The 18,359-nt window shown below is 68.8% G+C and carries 16 protein-coding genes; 13 read left to right on the top strand and 3 right to left on the bottom strand.

The genetic code is table 11. From position 1 onward, the window contains the following. Positions 1-18: 18 nt before the first annotated feature. On the top strand, positions 19-1,005 hold the full coding sequence (locus ACLHG5_RS05820; RefSeq protein WP_411318092.1) for an FKBP-type peptidyl-prolyl cis-trans isomerase: 987 nt from the start codon (positions 19-21) through the stop codon (positions 1,003-1,005). A 66-nt stretch (positions 1,006-1,071) separates the two neighbouring features. Continuing rightward, entirely contained in the window at positions 1,072-2,157 is a 1,086-nt protein-coding gene (locus tag ACLHG5_RS05815) for a 1-deoxy-D-xylulose-5-phosphate reductoisomerase (RefSeq protein WP_411318091.1), read from the top strand. A gap of 37 nt (positions 2,158-2,194) precedes the next feature. On the opposite strand, the gene ACLHG5_RS05810 is transcribed toward ACLHG5_RS05815, so the two are convergent. Next, complete coding sequence (locus ACLHG5_RS05810; RefSeq protein WP_411315097.1) at positions 2,195-2,800, bottom strand: hypothetical protein; 606 nt, start codon at positions 2,798-2,800, stop codon at positions 2,195-2,197. Beyond that, positions 2,797-4,164, bottom strand: coding sequence for a serine/threonine-protein kinase (locus ACLHG5_RS05805; protein WP_411318090.1), 1,368 nt, complete (start codon positions 4,162-4,164; stop codon positions 2,797-2,799). The genes ACLHG5_RS05810 and ACLHG5_RS05805 overlap by 4 nt, the downstream gene beginning before the upstream one ends. Before the next feature lie 86 nt (positions 4,165-4,250). On the opposite strand from ACLHG5_RS05805, the gene ACLHG5_RS05800 reads away from it, so the two are divergent. Then, entirely contained in the window at positions 4,251-5,579 is a 1,329-nt protein-coding gene (locus tag ACLHG5_RS05800; RefSeq protein WP_411318089.1) for a M50 family metallopeptidase, read from the top strand. Positions 5,580-5,660: 81 nt separating this feature from the next. Next, entirely contained in the window at positions 5,661-6,809 is a 1,149-nt protein-coding gene (gene ispG, locus ACLHG5_RS05795) for a flavodoxin-dependent (E)-4-hydroxy-3-methylbut-2-enyl-diphosphate synthase (RefSeq protein WP_411318088.1), read from the top strand. A 72-nt stretch (positions 6,810-6,881) separates the two neighbouring features. On the opposite strand, the gene ACLHG5_RS05790 is transcribed toward ispG, so the two are convergent. Then, positions 6,882-9,440, bottom strand: coding sequence for a metallophosphoesterase (locus tag ACLHG5_RS05790; RefSeq protein WP_411318087.1), 2,559 nt, complete (start codon positions 9,438-9,440; stop codon positions 6,882-6,884). Positions 9,441-9,625: 185 nt separating this feature from the next. On the opposite strand from ACLHG5_RS05790, the gene ACLHG5_RS05785 reads away from it, so the two are divergent. The 9 genes from ACLHG5_RS05785 (at position 9,626) to ACLHG5_RS05745 (ending at position 18,343) form a co-directional block, all read left to right on the top strand. Beyond that, entirely contained in the window at positions 9,626-11,416 is a 1,791-nt protein-coding gene (locus tag ACLHG5_RS05785) for a proline--tRNA ligase (protein ID WP_411318086.1), read from the top strand. 233 nt (positions 11,417-11,649) lie between these two features. After that, positions 11,650-12,594 carry an AAA family ATPase gene (locus ACLHG5_RS05780; RefSeq protein ID WP_411318418.1) on the top strand — a complete coding sequence of 315 codons (945 nt, stop codon included), beginning with the start codon at positions 11,650-11,652 and terminating at the stop codon, positions 12,592-12,594. A 25-nt stretch (positions 12,595-12,619) separates the two neighbouring features. Further along, positions 12,620-13,507 (top strand): DUF58 domain-containing protein, encoded by an 888-nt coding sequence (locus tag ACLHG5_RS05775; RefSeq protein ID WP_411318085.1) that lies wholly within the window; start codon positions 12,620-12,622, stop codon positions 13,505-13,507. Next, a complete protein-coding gene (locus tag ACLHG5_RS05770; protein WP_411318084.1) occupies positions 13,494-14,009 on the top strand; it encodes a hypothetical protein in 516 nt (171 codons plus the stop codon). The genes ACLHG5_RS05775 and ACLHG5_RS05770 overlap by 14 nt, the downstream gene beginning before the upstream one ends. Next, positions 14,000-14,980, top strand: a complete 981-nt coding sequence (locus ACLHG5_RS05765) for a vWA domain-containing protein (RefSeq protein ID WP_411318083.1) — start codon at positions 14,000-14,002, stop codon at positions 14,978-14,980. Before ACLHG5_RS05770 ends, ACLHG5_RS05765 begins: the two co-directional genes overlap by 10 nt. Beyond that, positions 14,977-16,071, top strand: a complete 1,095-nt coding sequence (locus tag ACLHG5_RS05760; RefSeq protein WP_411318082.1) for a vWA domain-containing protein — start codon at positions 14,977-14,979, stop codon at positions 16,069-16,071. The genes ACLHG5_RS05765 and ACLHG5_RS05760 overlap by 4 nt, the downstream gene beginning before the upstream one ends. Next, complete coding sequence (locus ACLHG5_RS05755; RefSeq protein ID WP_411315107.1) at positions 16,068-16,844, top strand: hypothetical protein; 777 nt, start codon at positions 16,068-16,070, stop codon at positions 16,842-16,844. Before ACLHG5_RS05760 ends, ACLHG5_RS05755 begins: the two co-directional genes overlap by 4 nt. Positions 16,845-16,938: 94 nt before the next feature. After that, positions 16,939-17,931 (top strand): transcription termination factor NusA, encoded by a 993-nt coding sequence (gene nusA, locus ACLHG5_RS05750; RefSeq protein ID WP_411315108.1) that lies wholly within the window; start codon positions 16,939-16,941, stop codon positions 17,929-17,931. Positions 17,932-18,019: 88 nt separating this feature from the next. Then, a complete protein-coding gene (locus ACLHG5_RS05745) occupies positions 18,020-18,343 on the top strand; it encodes a YlxR family protein (protein WP_411318081.1) in 324 nt (107 codons plus the stop codon). Positions 18,344-18,359: the final 16 nt, after the last annotated feature.

Raw genomic sequence — 18,359 nt, 5'->3', positions numbered from 1 at the left:
CCCGTAGAAAGCAGAGCCGTGCCCAAGAAGATCTTCTCGACCGTCCTCATCGCCGGGGTCGTGCTGACCCTCGCCGCGTGTTCGCCGTCGGAATCCGAGACGGCCGAGGCCGGATGCACGCCCACGGCGTCGGGCGCGAGCTCCGACCAGGTCGAGGTGTCGGGCACCGTAGGCGAGGAGCCCACGGTCGAGTTCCCGACCCCGCTCACCTCGAGCACGACGGAACGCACCGTCGTGACCGATGGCGAGGGGGAGCAGGCGCTCGAGGGATCGACGGTCACCGTCAACTACACGGCGTACAACGCGACGAACGGTGACGAGATCGACGGCACCGAGTACACCGAGGAGACCGCCGCCGAGTTCACGATCGATGAGGCGCGATTCCTCCCCGGCCTCGTGCGGGCCCTCGAGTGCTCCGTGCCCGGCGACCGGATCGCCGCCGTCATCCCGCCCGCGGACGCCTTCGCGGAAACCGGCAATGACGCGTTCGAGATCGGGGCGACCGATTCGATGGTGTTCGTGCTCGACGTCGTGAGCGTCGAAGAAGCGCCCGAGCCCGTCGAGGTGCTGCCGCGCGCCGACGGCGAAGACCAGTCGCTGCCCGACGGGTTCCCCGAGGTCGAACTCGACGAGGACGGCGCACCGAGCATCACCGTTCCCGACGAGGATGCCCCGGCCGAGCTCGAGATCGCGACGCTCAAGCAGGGCGACGGCACGGAGGTCGCCGACGGTGACCTCGTGACGGTGCACTACACGGGCTTCCTCTGGGAGACCGGCGAGGTCTTCGACTCGAGCTGGGAGCGCGGAGAGCCCGCGGCATTCCCGACCAACCAGGTCATCGAGGGATTCAGCGCAGCCCTCGTGGGAGCCCAGGTCGGTTCGCAAGTGATCGCGGTCATCCCGCCCGAGCAGGGCTACGGCGACAACGTTCCCCCGGACTCGCCCATCACCCCCGAGAGCACCCTGATCTTCGTCGTCGACATCCTCGCGACCGAAGCCCAGTAGCGCCGCTCGGCGGCGCACCGACGGCGCGCGGACGCCGCACGGTCGAGCCGGTGCGAGGATGAGGGGATGCGACGCGTCATCATCCTCGGAAGCACCGGCTCGATCGGTGTTCAAGCGCTCGACGTCATCAGACGGAACCCCCAGCGGTTCGATGTTGTCGGTCTCGCGGCGGGACGCAATCGCGACCTCGCTCACGCGCAGGCCGACGAGTTCGGCGTCGCCGACGTCGTGTTCGGGGCCGACGACGCCGAACGGCTCGTGCGGTCGATCGACGCCGACGTCGTTCTCAACGGCATCACGGGCTCGGTCGGCCTCGGCCCGACCCTCGCGGTGCTCGACAGTCCCGCGACTCTCGCGCTGGCGAACAAGGAGAGCCTCATCGTCGGCGGCGAGCTCGTCACGAGCAAGGTGCGGCCGGGGCAACTCGTGCCCGTGGATTCGGAGCACTCGGCCATCGCGCAAGCGCTCCGCTCAGGCGAGAAGCACGAGGTCGCGCGACTGATCCTCACGGCGTCGGGCGGGCCGTTCCGCGGCCGCACCCGGGAGTCTCTCGGCGCCGTGACACCCGCCGAGGCTCTCGCCCACCCGACGTGGGACATGGGGCTCGTCGTGACGACGAACTCGTCGACGCTCGTCAACAAGGGGCTCGAGGTCATCGAGGCCCACTTGCTCTTCGACGTCCCCTACGACGACATCGAGGTCACGGTGCATCCTCAATCGATCGTGCACTCGATGGTGGAGTTCACCGACGGCTCGACGATCGCCCAGGCGTCGCCGCCCGACATGAGGCTCCCGATCGCTCTCGGCCTCGATTGGCCGCACCGTGTCGCCGGAGTCGGCGCCCCGATCGATTGGACCGTCGCGAGCGAGTGGACTTTCGGCCCCCTCGACACCGAGGCGTTTCCCGCGGTGGAGCTCGCCAAACGGGTGGGGCGAGCCGGAGCCACGTGGCCCGCGGTCTTCAACGCGGCGAACGAGCAAGCGGTGCTCGCGTTCCACGACGGTCGCATCGGGTACCTCGACATCGTCGACATCGTGACCGACGTCGTCGACGAGCACGAGGCCTTCGCCGTGACCCTCGAGGGTGTGCTCGAGGCGGAGACCTGGGCGAGGAGCGCGGCAGACGAACTCATCGCGCGCCGCTCGGGCTAGGCCGCGAGCGGGAATCGCCTGGCGGGCGCGAGGGCGCTCAGTCTTCGCGGGGGCCCCGGCGATCGCGATTGGCGTCGCGCTCGGCTTGCTTCTCGGCCGCGTCCGCCGCTTTCTCCGCTGCTTTCTCGGCAGCCTCTTCCGCATCGTCGGCGGCCTCGTCGGCCTCCTCGGCCGCGTCTTCTCGGTCTTCGTCGTCGTTGCGTGCCGCTTCCTCAGCGGCGAGTCGTTCCGCTTCCGCTCGCGCGTCTGCTGCCGCTTGCTCTGCCGCCGCCTGCTCGGCCGCCGCTTGCTCCGCCGCGGCCTGTTCCGCCGCCGCTTGCTCTGCGGCCGCTTCGTCGGCCGCGGCCTGTTCCGCCGCCGCGATGGCCGAGTCGATGTCGGACCTGACGAGTGCCGCCGCGGCGAGGATGTCGTCGTGCCGATCGGTCGAGATCGTCTCCGCCGCGAGCGCTTCCTCGGCCGCCGCGATCAGCTCGTCGAGGGCTGCGTCGGCCGCCGCGAAATCGTCGTCGGCGATCGCGGTGCTCACCGAGAGCACGCGCTCCTGCAGGTCGGTCGCGGTGTCGGGGTCGTAGTCGACCGTGGCGGCGCACCCGCTCACGAGCAGGAGCACGGCGGCGGCGACCGCGACGACGCGCCTCACGGCTGCACGCTCCGCTGCAACTCGTCGAGGTGCTCGCCGATCTCGCCCTCGACAGCCGGGTAGTCGACGCTCGAGGTCTCGGGTGCGTCTCCGGTCGCCACGCCGCCGACACCTCCGGTGACCGCGACGGCGCCGGCGACGACCGCGACGACCGCGACGCACACCGCGGCGACGACGAGAGGGGTGCGGCGCCGGCGGCCCGGCGCCGCTTCGTCGAGCGTCTCGGGCTGCGGCGGAGCGAGAGCGACCGTCGGGGCATCACGCGAGTCGCTCTCGAGGGAGACGGTCGACGACGCGGCGGTCGAGGCTGTACCGGCGCCGGCGCCGGCGGCGGAGGAGGAAGAGGCCGTGCCCGACGAGTCCGATCCGGTCGGGTCCTCGTGAGGCGCGTCTCCGTAGACCGCGTCCGGTCCGGGTTCGTCGATCGACGGCAGATTCTGCGTCTGCTCGTCGTTCGCTGTCGGATTCGCGGTGATACTCGCCGTGACCCCCGCCGCGGGTGCCGCGAACGAGAGGGTGTCGGCGGTCGCGAGTGCCGTCAGGTGGTCTCGAGCGTCGATCGCCGACATCCGCGCGTCGGGGTCCCGCTCGAGCATGGCCGCGAGCACCGTGCGCCACTCCGGGCCGAGCTCGTCGGGGATCTCCGCATCGCGAGTGACCCTCGCGACGGCCGACGCGATGCCCGACCCCTCGAACGGGCGGATGCCCGTGAGGCATTCGAGCAACACGAGGCCGAGTGAGTAGACGTCGCTCGCGGTCCCGACCTCTTTGCCCAGGGCTTGCTCGGGGCTCAGGTAGCCCGCCGTGCCGATGACGGCGCCCGTCGCCGTGAGTCTCGTCGAGTCGACGAGGCGCGCGATGCCGAAGTCGGTCAATTTGGCGTGCGGCGTGCGGCCGTCGGGCGCGGGGTCGGGGATGAGCAGGTTGCCGGGCTTGAGGTCGCGGTGCACGATGCCCCGGCCGTGCACGTAGGCGAGAGCGTCGGCGATGTCGACGCCGACGCTCGCGGTGTCGGCGCGGCTGAGCATGCGGGAGTCGAGCACGTCGCGGAGATCGCGACCCTCGACCCACTCGAGCACGAGCGAGACCCGATCCGCGCCGTCGTTGACGGCGTCGTAGAGGGTCACGAGGGTCGGGTGGTGCAGCGCGGCGAGCAAGCGGAGTTCGTCGCGCTGCCTCTGGAGGTCCTCGACGTCGACGAGGTGCTCGCGAAAGACCTTGAGGGCGATGGGTCGGTCGAGCAGGGTGTCGAACGCGCGATACACGAGAGACATGCCGCCCCGACCGGCGAGGGCGTCGATGCGGTATCGCTCGAGCAGAACGGTTCCCACCCGCTCGTCGGCAATCTCGCGGGGCGTCGTCATAATGCCCGATTCTATGTCTCGCGCCGGGCGACGACCCCGTGCGGGGTCGCAGCAGACGCCTATTGGCGCGGGTCTATCCTGTGCAGGTGGAAACGGTCCTGCTCTATGTCGTCGGCGTGCTCGTCATGGTCGTCGGCATCGCCGCCTCGATCGCCCTCCACGAGCTCGGTCATTTCGTGCCGGCCAAACTGTTCGGGGTCAAGGTCGGCCAGTTCATGATCGGCTTCGGCAAGACGATCTTCTCGCGCCGTCGCGGCGAGACGGAGTTCGGCGTCAAGGCGCTCCCGCTCGGGGGATACATCACGATGGCGGGGATGTATCCGCCGGCGACCGAGGGGTCGAGAGCGCGCACCTCGAGCACGGGCTTCTTCCAGACGCTCGTCCAAGACGCGCGATCGGTGAGCGCCGACACGATCGCCGAAGGCGAAGAGCACCGCACCTTCTACCGTCTGCCCGTGTTCAAGCGCATCATCATCATGCTCGGCGGTCCCGCGATGAACCTGCTCATCGCCGTCGTGCTCTACGGGGTCGTCTTGAGCGGTTTCGGGGTCGCGCAGGAGAGCACGACGCTCGGCAGTGTCTCGGCGTGTGTGCTCCCGGCCACGAGCGAGCGTCAGGAGTGCGAGCCCGGTGATCCGATCGCCCCCGGGGCCGAGGGCGGGCTCGAACCGGGCGACGTGCTGGTGAGCCTCGGCGGCACGGAGGTCGAATCGTGGCAGCAGGCGACGGCGATCATCAGGGATGCCGCCGGCGACGACCTCGATGTCGTCGTCGAGCGTGACGGCGACACGCTGCCCCTCACAGTCACCCCGAGCCTCACCGAGCGCTACGTCGTCGACGACGACGGGCAGATCGTCGAGGATGCGAACGGCGCACCCGTCACGCAAGAGGTCGGGTTCCTCGGCATCGGTGCCGCCCTCGAGAACGTGCGGCAACCGGTGACCGCCGTGCCCGCGGCCGTGGGGGAGAACGTCGTGAGGGTCGCCGAAATCATCATCAACCTCCCGCAGCGCCTCATCGATGTCGCCGACGCCGCTTTCGGGCAGGGGGAGCGTGACCCCAACGGCCCGCTGAGCGTCGTGGGCGTCGGCCGCGTCGCGGGCGAGATCGCGAGCATCGACACCATCCCGATCGTCGATCGCGTCTCGGTGCTCGTCGGCCTGCTCGCGTCGCTCAACGTCGCGCTCTTCGTCTTCAATCTCGTTCCGCTGCTGCCTCTCGACGGTGGTCACATCGCGGGCGCCCTCGTCGAGGGGGTGCGGAGGTTCTTCGCGAAGCTCTTCGGTCGCAAAGACCCCGGACCGATCGACACCGCCAAGCTCGTTCCTCTCACCCTCGTCGTCGTCATGCTGCTCGGGGCCATGAGTCTTCTGCTCATCTACGCCGACATCGTGAAACCGATCGACTTCTTCTAGCGCCGGGTTCTTCTCCCACCTCGCGCCGCGCCTGGGAGCCCGGCTCAGCGCGGTCGGATCACGGCGGCGTAGAATCGCGACGTGCCTGCAGTCAATCTCGGAATGCCCAAAGCACCCTCGGTGCTCACCCCTCGTCGCAAGACCCGCCAGATCAAGGTCGGCAAGGTCGGCGTCGGAAGCGAATCGCAAGTCAGCGTGCAGTCGATGACGACGACGCAGACGACGAACATCAACGCCACGCTCCAGCAGATCGCCGAACTCACGGCCACCGGGTGCGACATCGTGCGCGTCGCGGTTCCCCATCAGGACGACGCCGACGTTCTGCACATCATCGCGGCGAAGAGCCAGATCCCGGTCATCGCCGACATCCACTTCCAGCCGCGCTACGTGTTCGCGGCGATCGACGCCGGGGTGGGCGCCGTGCGCGTCAACCCCGGCAACATCCGCAAGTTCGACGACCAGGTCGCATCCATCGCGAAGGCCGCGAAAGCCGCGGGCACCTCGATCCGCATCGGAGTCAACGCGGGGTCGCTCGAGCCGAGCATCCTGCAGAAGTACGGCAAGGCGACACCCGAGGCCCTCGTCGAGAGCGCCGTGTGGGAGGCGAGCCTCTTCGAGGAGCACGACTTCCACGACTTCAAGATCTCGGTCAAGCACAACGACCCCGTCACGATGATCAAGGCCTACCGCTTGCTCGCCGAGCGCGGCGATTGGCCCCTGCACCTCGGCGTGACCGAGGCGGGCCCCGAGTTCCAGGGCACCATCAAGTCGGCGACGGCGTTCGGCGTGCTGCTCTCCGAGGGCATCGGAGACACCATCCGCGTGTCGCTCTCGGCCCCGCCGGCGCTCGAGGTCAAGGTCGGGCTGCAGATCCTGCAGTCGCTCGGCCTCCGTGAGCGCAAGCTCGAGATCGTGTCGTGCCCGAGCTGCGGGCGTGCCCAGGTGGATGTCTACAAGCTCGCCAACGACGTGACCGACGGCCTCGAGGGCATGACCGTGCCGCTTCGTGTCGCCGTCATGGGTTGCGTCGTGAACGGCCCGGGCGAAGCGCGCGAGGCCGACCTCGGAGTCGCGAGCGGCAATGGCCGCGGGCAGATCTTCGTCAAGGGCGAGGTCATCAAAACGGTTCCCGAGGCCGAGATCGTCGCGACTCTCATCGAGGAGGCCAATCGCATCGCCTCGGAGATGCCCCCTGGTGAGATCGGGAGCCCCGAGGTCGTCACGGTCTGAGTTCCCTCGGCCGCACCGTGAATGCGGGCGCGACTTCTCCGAAGCCGCGCCCGCATCATCCGGTCTGGTCGCTCAGTCAGCCGATCCGACCGAGGTTCGTGCGCGGCGCACGCGAGCGGCCACGACCGCCGCGGCTCCGAGCAGGAACAGCACGATCGCTCCGATGATCAGACCGGACCCGATCGTGGATCCCGTGAAGGCGAGGTCGCCGTCGGGCGAGCCGTCTGCGGCGGTGTCGGTGTCGTCTCCGGAATCGCCGGCTCCGCCGCCGGTCCCGCCGCCTGAACCGTCACCGGGAGTTCCGTCGTCGGGATCGCCCGGGGTGCCCGGCGTCGCCGCAGCGGCGATCCGGAACGCTCCGTCGATCGGGCCGGAGAGGCGAGTGCCGAAGCCCTGCTGCACCGCGAAGCTGTAGCGATCGGGAGCCGACACCGTCGTGGCGAGCGGGATGCCCCACGCGCCGTCGTCGTCCACGACGGTCGACCCCTCGAGGTCTCCCGTGAGGGACACTGTCGCCCCGGGGTATCCCGAACCCTCGATGCTGTCGACCTCGGTGCCGGCGGGCAGGGTGCCCGAGGGTGCCGTGGTCGTGAGGCCCGAGAGGTCGGGGCGCGCGGTGAGCCACTCGTCGGGACCGGTCGCGTGGTCGATCACGCGCGTCTCGCCGATGCACCCGTTCCAGCCGTTGCGAGCCGAGTCGTCGACCCAGTCGGCCCCGAAGATCCAGGGCGATCCGGCGTTGATGCTCTGACCGAGAGTGTCGGTCGCGTTGCGCAGCACGGGCGCCCCGTCGACGTACATCGTCGAGGTCGACGTGTCGGGGTCGCCTACGATCGCGACGTGCATCCACCGGTCGACCATGATCTCGCCCGACCACGCGGTGCGGTCTCCCTTGGTGGTCTCCGTCGGAACCTCGGTCCACTGGAACTCCCGCAGGTTGGAGATGCCGAGGGCGGCGGGTGAGGCCGTGTAGTCCCACTGCGACCACGGCATCCCGGGCAGCTCAGAACGGTTGCCCGAGCGCACGATGGCCTTCGACCAGCCGTTGGCTTCGGCCGACCAGCTCTCGTCCATCTTGAGGAACGTCTCGATCGTGTAGCCGTTCTCGAGGGTGTTCGTCGTCGCGGGCACGTCGGCCGGGCTCGTGAGGTAGCTGAACCGCGAGTCGCGCTGGTCGGAGTCCGTGAAGCACACGCCGCCCCCGTCCGCCGAGAACGGGTTCGCGTCATCCGTGACCGTCACGTCGTCGAGCTGCGCGGTCGTCGAACCCGAATCCTCGAGCGAGACGCGAGTGAGGTCGGCGTCTCCCGCGATGTCTTCAAAGACCTGACCCTCGGCGACGACACCGGGTTCGTCTCCGAATCGCCAGTGGGCGACGGTCCCCTCGGCCGCGACGAAGTCGTCACGAGACCCCGGCTGCTCGAGGGCGATCGGGTCGGGCCCATCGAATCCGTCGAGGAGGATGTCGCGGGCCTTCTGCACGAGCGAGGGCTGGTCGGCAGCCCCGGCCGCCCAGTCGGGGGCGAACCCGGCGAAGCGCTCCGCGAAGTCGATGTCGATCGTGTACTGCTGGTTCGGCTGCTCGAGGAACGGCTGGTCGTAGGAGGTGAGCGACTCCTCGGGCTTCCACGTGACCCACGGCGACGCCGTCTGCATCGTCATGAGGTTGTTCGTGAGATCGAACTCGAGCAAGCCGAGGTAGCCGTTGCCGCCGTCGTAGGCCATCTGGTAGTCCATGAGCACCTCGGTGACGGGGTGACCGTAGGCATTGGTCTTGGTGAGTTGTGTCGACCCGTGGAAGTGACCGTTGAAGGTCAGGAAGATCTGGTCGTTGTCCCGGATGAGCTGGTCCCACAACCGCAGGCCGTACTCCTCCTCCTTGGGGGTGACGGCGTCGGCCTCGATGTTGAGGAGCGAGTGCGTCGTGAGGATCACGGGGAGGGTCGGGTTCTCGGCGATGACCTCGTTGGCCCAGTCGAGGGTCGCGTCGGACGACCGCCAGCTGAGGGCGAGCACGAGGAACTCCTCTCCCGCCGCCTCGAACACGTGGTACTGGTTGAACCCGGTCGGGTCGCTGCCGCCGTAGGTCGACTGGCCCTCGGCGCGATCGGTTCCGAACCACTCGAGGTAGGGCTCCTCGTCGAGGGTGTAGTCGGTGTCGAACCAGTCGTCGGACGAGTTGCGCACGTCGTGGTTGCCGGCGAGCACCGAGTAGGGAAGATCCGCCGCCTCGAGGGAGGACATCGCGGCGTCGGCGGCCATCCACTCGCTCGCGGTGTTGACGCGGTCGACGACGTCACCGAGGTGCGCGACGAAGGGGATGTTGAGGTCGTCGCGGTGTGTGGCGAGCCACTCGGTCTGCACGGCGAACGGGTTGGTGCCGTAGCGCGGGGCGAACTGGTCGTTCGCGTAGCGGGAGTAGAACTGCGTGTCGGGGAGCACCGCGAGGGTGAAGCGCGCGGCATCGCCCTCTGCCGCGGGCTCGGGAGCCGCGGCAGCCGCGGGGAGCGCGGGGAGGGCGGCGAGGGAGAGCAGGGTGGCTGCGGCGCCGAGCGTCGCAACGGTGCCGCGCTGCAGAGAGCGCAGACGGTGCGAGCGAGGTCGCGCAACCGTCGGGGGATCGAAGTGCACTGGGGTCCAATCGTTGCTGGGGTGGTGTCACCGGACGGCGACGTCTCAGGGTGGAGTCGGTGCGTGAACGCCTCGCGACGCATCGTGGGCGCTCACGTGAACTGTGAAGATCCTGAGTGTGGACGAGGGGCGCGGCGTCCTCCGCCTCGCGGTCCGCTCAGCCGGGCGGCGGCTAAAGTAGCGGGGTGCCCACACGACTCTCCCGCTTGTTCGTCCGTACCCTCCGGGAGGATCCCTCCGACGCCGAGGTGACCAGCCACCGTCTGCTCGTGCGGGCGGGGTACATCCGCAGGCAAGCGCCGGGAGTGTTCGCGTGGTTGCCGCTCGGGTTGCGCGTGCGCAGGCGCATCGAAGCGATCATCCGCGAGGAGATGGAGAACGCGGGAGCGCAAGAAGTGCATTTTCCCGCCCTGCTGCCGCGCGAGCCCTACGAGACCACCGGTCGGTGGGTCGAGTACGGCGACGGCCTGTTCCGCCTCAAGGACCGCAAGGGGGCCGACTACCTCCTCGCGCCGACACACGAGGAGGCGTTCACCCTCCTCGTGAAAGATCTCTACGGCTCCTACAAAGACCTGCCGCTCACGATCTTCCAGATCCAGGACAAGTACCGCGACGAGGCGAGGCCCCGCGCGGGACTCCTCCGCGGGCGCGAGTTCTCGATGAAGGACGCCTACTCGTTCGACTACACCGACGCGGGCCTCGACGTGTCGTATCAGGCGCAGCGCGACGCCTATGAGCGCATCTTCCAGCGGCTGGGTCTCGAGTACGTCATCGTCAAGGCGGATGCGGGCGCGATGGGCGGTTCGCGCAGCGAAGAGTTCCTGCACCCCACACCCATCGGCGAAGACACCTTCGTGCGCACCGACGGCGGTTATGCGGCCAACGTCGAGGCGTTCACGACCACGGTTCCCGACGCGATCGATTTCGGCGCACTGCCCGAACCGACGATCTTCGACTCTCCCGACACCCCGACCATCGCGACCCTCGTCGCGCTCGCGAACGACCGCCACCCGCGCGCCGACGGCCGCGAGTGGACGGGTGCCGACACCCTCAAGAACGTCGTTCTCGCGCTCACCCACCTCGACGGCTCCCGCGAGGTCATCGCCATCGGGCTCCCGGGCGATCGCGATGTCGATCTCAAGCGTGTCGAGGTCGCTTTCGCCCCCGCCGAGGTCGAGCAGGCGACGGCCGAGGACTTCGCGCGTCACCCTCTCCTCGTCAAGGGATACATCGGCCCCTGGTCGCCTCTCGGAGCCGTGCTCGGCGGTGACAGCGAGGGGGCGCCACGGTCGGCCACGGGCATCCGGTTCTTCGTCGATCCGCGGGTCGTCGACGGGACCCAGTGGGTCACGGGGGCCAACGATCACGAGAAGCACGTGTTGGGACTCGTGGCCGGGCGTGACTTCGTCGCCGACGGCGTCGTCGAAGCCGCCGAGGTTCGCGCGGGAGACCCCGCGCCCGACGGCTCGGGCGAGATCGAGCTCGCGCGCGGCATGGAGATCGGGCACGTCTTCCAACTCGGGCGCAAATACGCCGAAGCCCTCGGGCTCAAGGTGCTCGACGAGAACGGCAAGCTCGCGACCGTCACGATGGGGTCCTACGGAATCGGCGTCACGCGCATCATGGCGGTCATCGCCGAATCGAACAACGACGATCGCGGCCTCATCTGGCCGTCGAACGTGAGCCCGTTCGACGTGCACGTGGTCGCCGCGACGAAGGAGGCCGCGATCCACGAGATCGCCGAGTCCATCACCGCGGGGCTCGAAGAGCGCGGACTCGACGTGCTCATCGACGACAGGCCCAAGGTCTCGCCCGGCGTCAAGTTCGGCGATGCCGAACTCCTCGGCGTGCCCACGATCGTCATCGTGGGGCGGGGGGCCGTCGACGGCGACGTGGAACTGTGGAATCGCCGTTCCGGCGAACGACAGGTCGTATCGATCGACGCGATCGTCGATCTCGTGACCGCCGCTCACTGACGTCGGCGGGAGATCTGCTCCCGACCCGACCTGACCGTGGAGAGACCGTGTCGACACCGCATTCCGAGACATCCCCTTTCGCCCCTCCGCCCGGTGCGCCGGAGCAGGGCGGTGCACCCGAGCAGGTCGGCGCGCCCGAACACGTCGGCACACCACCGGCGCGCGGACCGCAATCGCCCGCCCCGGCCTCCACCGAGCGATTGAGCGCCTCGGATCTCGCGCGCGCGACCGAGATGCTCCGAGTCGTCACGGCGTCGTACGACGAGAAGGTCGTCGGGCAGGGCGGTTTGCGCTCGAGTCTGCTCATCGCGCTCATGACCGGCGGTCACATCCTTCTCGAGAGTGTTCCGGGGCTCGCCAAGACGACCGCGGCCGAATCGATCGCCCACTCGGTGACGGCGCGATTCAAGCGGATCCAGTGCACGCCCGACCTGTTGCCGAGCGACATCATCGGCACGCAGGTCTTCGACTACGCGCGGTCGGTCTTCGAGACGCAGCTCGGGCCCGTGCACTCCAACTTCGTGCTCCTCGACGAGATCAACAGGTCGAGCGCGAAGACCCAGAGCGCGATGCTCGAGGCGATGCAGGAGCGGCAGACGACGATCGGGGGAGTCGTGCATCCGCTTCCCGAGCCGTTTCTCGTGCTCGCGACGCAGAACCCCATCGAGCAGGAGGGCACGTACCATCTGCCCGAGGCCCAGCTCGACCGGTTCCTCCTCAAGGAGGTGCTCGACTACCCCGAGTTCGGCGAAGAACTGCAGATCGTCGATCGCGTCGACAGCGGCGTGTTCGACACCGAGTCGTCGCTTCCGACGGTCGGACTCGACGATGTGCGCTTCCTCCAGCGCGCGACCAAGTCGGTCTACCTCGATCCCGCCATCGTCAACTACATCGTCTCGGCCGTCTACGTCACGCGCCACGCGGCGCAGTACATCTCGCCGGAGTTCGCCGAGTGCATCGAGTTCGGCGCGAGCCCCCGCGCGAGTATCGCGTTCAGCCGCGCCGCTCGAGCGCGAGCCCTGCTCGCTGGTCGCGACCACGTCGTGCCCGACGACGTCAAGGCTCTCCGCCACACCGTGCTTCGGCATCGGATCATCCTCAACTTCGAGGCGATCGCGCGGGGCGTGAGCCCGGAGTCGATCATCGACGCGGTGTTCGACTCCGTGCAGGCGCCGTGACGCGGCGCCCGGCCGCGACCTCGTCATGACGGCGCTCCTCCACAAGATCAAGTCGCGCGTGACGATCCACGCCCACCGTCGCGTGCGCGGCTTGCTCGAGGGCGAGTACACCTCGGTGTTCCACGGGCGCAGCATCGACTTCGACGACGTGCGGCACTACGTGCCGGGTGACGAGGTCAAAGACATCGACTGGAAGGCGACCGCTCGCATGGGCGCGCCCATGACGCGGCGCTACATCGCGAGTCGCAAACACACCCTCATGCTCATCGCCGACACCGGTCGGTCGATGGCCGCGCTCGCTCCGAGCGGCGAGACGAAGCGGGCCATCGCCGTGTTCGCGGGAGGTGTCCTCGGGTACCTCGCGACTCGGCACGGTGACCTCGTGGGGGTCGTCGCGGGTGATGCGGATCACACCGAGCACCGCCGACCCGAGTCGACAGACACCCACCTCGAGAGGGTCCTGCAGCTCATCCACCGGCGCACGACCCTCGACTCGGGGGCGAGCGACCTCGCGAGCCAGCTCGCGTTCGTCGCCCGCTCGTTCCGTCGCCGCATGGTGCTCGTCGTGCTCGCCGACGACCGGATGCTCACGCCCGTCGAGATCGCGACGGTGCGGCGCCTCGCCGTGCAGCACGAGATCCTCTGGCTCACGATCGCCGACGCCGATCCGATGCGCACCGATTGGCTCGACTCGAGTGTCGTCGACGTCGACGCGCTCGGCGAGCTGCCGGCGTCGGTGCGCGGCGATCGTCGCTTGCGCGAGCGTTTCGCCGCGTCGACGATCGAGCGGGAGAACGGCGCCCGGGCGCTCTGGAGCGAACTCGGCATCAGCCGCACGAGGATCGAGAGCGAAGCGGATGTCGTTCCCGCCCTGTTCCGGCTCCTGGAGGTGCACCGCCATGCTCGCCGGTGATCACGTCGATCTCGTGCTCCGAGCGGGGAGCCTGACGGAGGGCACATTCTTCCCTCCCGTGACCTTCTCGCCGTGGTGGGGGGCGCTCGCGGCGACCCTCGTCGCGCTCGTGATCGCCTTCTACATCGTCGTGCCGCTGCTCACACGAGCTCCGCGGCGCGCGCACGACGATGCCGCTGTTCCGGAGTTCGTCATGCCCGACGTCCCCCTCAGTGAGAAGTACGGTGACCTCATCGCCGAGGTCGAAGCGGACCACAGGGCCGGCCGCGTCTCGTCGCGCGCGGCGCACCAGCGGTTGAGCCTGCTCGTGCGCTACTTCGCGTTCGAGTCGACGGGAATGCGCGCACCGACGATGACCCTCGCCGACCTGCGTGACGCGCAGTCGCCGGAGCTGAGCGACGCCGTCGAGCGGCTCTACCCCGGAGCGTTCGCGGCGATCGAGGGCGGGAGTGTCGCCGAGGCGGCCGAGCACGCCAGGCGGGTGGTGAAACCGTGGAACTGATCCTCCCGTGGATGCCCGTCGTGTGGGTCGTCGCCATCGTCGTCGCAGCACTCGTCGTGGCACGGAACCGGCGGTCGTCGAGACCCGCCGAGGCCAAACCGATCGCCCACGTCGAGAGACTCACGGCGCTGCCCGAGTACCGATCTGCGGTGCGCCGCTATCGCGCGGTGCTCGCGGCCGTCGTCGTCGCGGCGACGGTCCTCGTGCTGTCTGCCGGCGCCCTCGCCGCCCGGCCGGCAGCACCGACACTCGTGTATCCGGAGACGGGCAATCGCGACATCGTGCTGTGCCTCGACGTGTCGGGGTCGATGATCGACTACGACCGGCAACTCGTCGAGGTCTTCGGCGAACTGGCTCGCGAGTTCGACGGCGAACGCATCAGCCTCGTCGTCTTCAATGCCTCGGCCGTGACCTACTTCCCGCTCACGAGCGACTACGACTACATCGTGAGCCAGTTCGACCGCATCTCCGAGCAGTTCGACGCCGACGAGGGCGAGTACTTCTCGGGCACGTTCTTCGGCGACGGCTCCTCGCTCGTCGGTGACGGACTCGCCTCGTGTGCGCAGCGCTTCGACACTCCCGAGGTCGACAGATCCCGCTCCGTGATCCTCGCGACGGACAACCTCGTGGTCGGTGAGCCGGTGTTCACCCTCGCGGACGCGGGCGAGCTCGCGACGAGCCGCGACATCCGGGTCTACGGGATCAACCCCGGTGGGGGAGACGACGGTCGATACCTCGAGGAGTTCGCGATCGAGTTCGAGGAGGTCGTGCTCGCGACGGGAGGCTCGTACTTCGCCGTCGACGATCCCGCGGCGGTGCCCACGATCGTCGACAGCATCAGTGCGGAGGAGGCGGTCGCGAGCCGAGGGGCACCGGAGACGCTCCTGCTCGATCGGCCCGAGATCCCGGCGACGATCGCCTTCCTCGCTCTCGCCACCCTGCTCGCCCTCGCGTGGAGGGTCGACCGATGACGATCGATCCTCTCGTCCCCCTCGGGGTGCTCCTCGTCGTGAGCCTCGCCCTGCTCGTGCTCGCCGGTCGGGGTCTGCTCACGGCGACTCGTCGCTCGGTTCGCGTGTCGGGGTGGGCGCGCATCGCGATGATCCTGCTCCTCGCCGTCATCGCGCTCCGCCCCGCGATCCCCGGCACGACGAGCGCGCCCGCGGCGTCGGGCGGGCTCGAGGTCTACTTCGTCGTCGACACGACGAGCAGCATGGCTGCCGAAGACCTCGGGGTCGACATCGACGGCCGTCCCGCGACGCGACTCGATCTCGTCAAGAGCGACATCGACGACATCACGACCGCGCTCGCGGGCGCGCAATTCGCGATCGTCACGTCGGATTCGACCGCCCTCCAGCGGGTGCCCCTCACCTCCGACGTCTCGGCGGTGCGCTCGGCGACGTCGGTGCTGACCCAGGAGATCACCTACTACTCGAGCGGCAGCAGCATCAGCGAGCCCGTGCAGACAGTCGTCGAGCTCCTCGCGGACGCGACGGAGGAGCAGCCCGAGCGAGATCGCGTGCTGTTCTACTTCGGTGACGGCGAGCAGACCGTCGATCGGGAGCCGGAGAGCTTCGCTCCCGTGCAACGGTTCATCTCGGGCGGAGGCGTGCTCGCCTACGGCGGCGAAGACGGGGGACGGATGCGCGTGTTCGACGGCTATTCGGCCGATGACGACGAGAGCGCGCCGGACTACATCGTCGATCCGACGACGGGGGCGGACGCGGTGTCTCGCGTCGACACCGCGACCCTCGAGACGATCGCGAGCGACCTCGGGGTATCGCTCACCCGTCGCGACGTCGAGAGTTCCGCGACGAGTGTCGTCGAGGGCATCGACGTGAGCGACCTGAACGTCTCACCCGGCGCCGTCACCGCGCCACGCGAGTTCTACTGGATTCTCGCGGTCCCGCTCGGGGCGCTCGCGCTCCGCGAGGCTCTCGTCGCGTGGTTCGCGCTGCGTCGGTCGGCGCCGCTCTCCGCCGCCGGCGCCGCATCGCGCCCGTCGAGCGCGGCGGGGCCCTCGGGCGGCCGTCGCGGCCCCGGTGAGGGGAGGCGACGATGACGAGCGCGACACCCCGCGAGGGGCAGACCGACCGTGCTGCGGCGGGTGCAGACGACCCCCGCGTGCGGTCGGAGCGGCGCCGTCGTGTGACCCGACGCGTGCTGCTCATCGGGTTCGCTCCCGTCGCGATCGCCGCTCTCATCCTCGCGGGCAAGCTCGCGACGCTCGCCCCGACGGCGGACCGAGCCATCGAGCACTACGACAGTGGTGCGTTCGACGAGAGCGCGACGACGTCGGAGGGTCTCCTCACCGGCAACGCGTTCGAACCGTGGATCGCCTATTTCGACCGGGGCACGGCATACGCGAGAGGCGGTCTGCTCAACGAAGCGGTCGACGACCTCGAGCGCGCATTCGCGACCGCGCCCGATTCGACGCGGTGCGACGTCGCCGTGAACCTCTCGCTCTCGTGGGAGCTGCTCGGTGACTCCTACGTGGAGCAAGGATTCCTCACGGGTGCACAGAGGCTCTACGAGGCCGCGCAAGCGGTCATCGACGAAGCGGGAGAGGAGTGCACCCCACCCGAGGCCCCGCCGAATGAGCGGGAGGGGCGCGAAGCCGGGGAGGAACTCGATGCCGCCGACAGCCGGCTCGAGGCCAAGACCGAGGGCCTCGAGAGGGTGCAACCCTCCGGCGATGAACCCGAATCGTCTCTCGAGGAGCAGCTCGACGAGCTCGGGGAGCTCAACGACGAGGGGGCGCGGGAGAAAAGCGAACAGCTCGACCGTGATCGCGGCCAAAGCGGGCCGCCGGGGTTCGTCGAACGCCCCTGGTAGCCGAAGGGGGCGGCTCGCTACTGGTAGTTTGGGGTCAGGCTCCGCTCGACGACGTATGTCGCGGAGTTCCCAATCTGAATAGTGGAGGCCCTCCGTGGAGATCGATCTGAGCGTATTGCGGCTCTTGGAGCGCGAGCGTGAGATTCCGTTCGAGGAGCTCGTCGCCATCATCGAGCAAGCGATCCTCACCGCCTACCTCAAGCACACCGACGCTCCCGAAGAGAAGATCGGCGAGTCGACCGCGCGAGTGCACCTCGACCGCAAGACCGGCCACGTGTCGGTCTTCGTGCCGGAGCTCGACGACGACGGACTCGTCGTCGGCGAGGCCGAAGACAGCCCGAGCGATTTCGGCCGGATCGCGGCATTCGCCGCGAAGCAGGTCATCAACCAGCGCCTCCGCGATATCGGCGACGACCGGGTGCTCGGACAGTTCAAGGGGCGCGAGGGCGACATCGTCGCGGGTGTCATCCAGCAGGGCCCCAACCCGCGGATGATCCACGTCGACCTCGGAACGATCGAGGCGATCCTCCCTCCCGAGGAGCAGGTGCCCGGCGAGAACTACGCGCACGGTTCGCGCATCCGCGTCTACGTGACGAGCGTGAGCAAGGGCCTCAAAGGACCCCAGATCACCGTCTCGCGCACGCACCCCTCGCTCGTGCGCAAACTCTTCGCGCTCGAGGTACCCGAGATCGCGAGCGGCGTCGTCGAGATCGTCTCACTCGCTCGCGAAGCGGGTCACCGCACCAAGATCGCGGTCAAGGCCAATGAGAGCGGGATCAACGCGAAGGGCGCGTGCATCGGTGAGATGGGCCAGCGCGTGCGCGCGGTGACGGCCGAGCTCAACAACGAGAAGATCGACATCGTCGACTACAACGAGAACCTCGCGACGTTCGTCGCGAACGCCCTCTCGCCGGCGAAAGTGACCTCGTCGTTCGTCATCGACCAGTCGACGAAAGCCGTGCGCGCGCTCGTGCCCGACTACCAGCTGTCGCTCGCGATCGGCAAAGAGGGTCAGAACGCGCGACTCGCCGCCAAATTGACGGGCGCACGCATCGACATCCAGCCCGATTCCGTCTTGGAGGATTGAGCCGGAGGGTCGTCGTCGATGCCCGCGGGAGCGGGTGCCTCGACCACGCCAGCCGCGAGACGGCTGATCCTCGAAAGGCAGGTGTACGATGGAGCCAGTTAGAACCTGTCTCGGCTGTCGCCGACGTGCCCCCCGATCGTCCCTTCTGAGGATCGTCGTGTGCGATGGCGAACTCACCGCGGATCCTTCCGCGGTGCTGTCCGGTCGAGGCGCGTGGGTGCATCGCACGGACGGATGCCTCGACACGGCCCTCTCGCGCAAAGCCTTCGGCAGAGCGCTGCGAGTGCCGGGAATCGAGGCAGACGTCACGACATTGCGCCGGAGTCTGACCAACCAATCCGCAAGGGTCCCGTGGGGATCCCCGAGAGAACAGGCTGTACAGCCCCGTGAACAACTAATGAGCAACGACTAATGAGCGGCTCGAAATG

The organism is Marisediminicola sp. LYQ85 (assembly GCF_046600695.1).
In the GTDB taxonomy this organism is placed as follows: Bacteria; Actinomycetota; Actinomycetes; order Actinomycetales; family Microbacteriaceae; genus Marisediminicola.
This window is presented reverse-complemented; position numbering and strand designations above follow the sequence as displayed.

Excerpts from the sequence above, each read along its gene's own strand:
- ACLHG5_RS05760 (WP_411318082.1), top strand. The coding sequence starts at position 14,977 with ATGACGATCGATCCTCTCGTCCCCCTCGGGGTGCTCCTCGTCGTGAGC.
- ACLHG5_RS05755 (WP_411315107.1), top strand. The coding sequence starts at position 16,068 with ATGACGAGCGCGACACCCCGCGAGGGGCAGACCGACCGTGCTGCGGCG.
- ACLHG5_RS05815 (WP_411318091.1), top strand. The coding sequence starts at position 1,072 with ATGCGACGCGTCATCATCCTCGGAAGCACCGGCTCGATCGGTGTTCAA.
- ACLHG5_RS05780 (WP_411318418.1), top strand. The coding sequence starts at position 11,650 with ATGCTCCGAGTCGTCACGGCGTCGTACGACGAGAAGGTCGTCGGGCAG.
- ACLHG5_RS05745 (WP_411318081.1), top strand. The coding sequence starts at position 18,020 with ATGGAGCCAGTTAGAACCTGTCTCGGCTGTCGCCGACGTGCCCCCCGA.
- ACLHG5_RS05770 (WP_411318084.1), top strand. The coding sequence starts at position 13,494 with ATGCTCGCCGGTGATCACGTCGATCTCGTGCTCCGAGCGGGGAGCCTG.
- ACLHG5_RS05805 (WP_411318090.1), bottom strand. The coding sequence starts at position 4,164 with ATGACGACGCCCCGCGAGATTGCCGACGAGCGGGTGGGAACCGTTCTG.
- ACLHG5_RS05775 (WP_411318085.1), top strand. The coding sequence starts at position 12,620 with ATGACGGCGCTCCTCCACAAGATCAAGTCGCGCGTGACGATCCACGCC.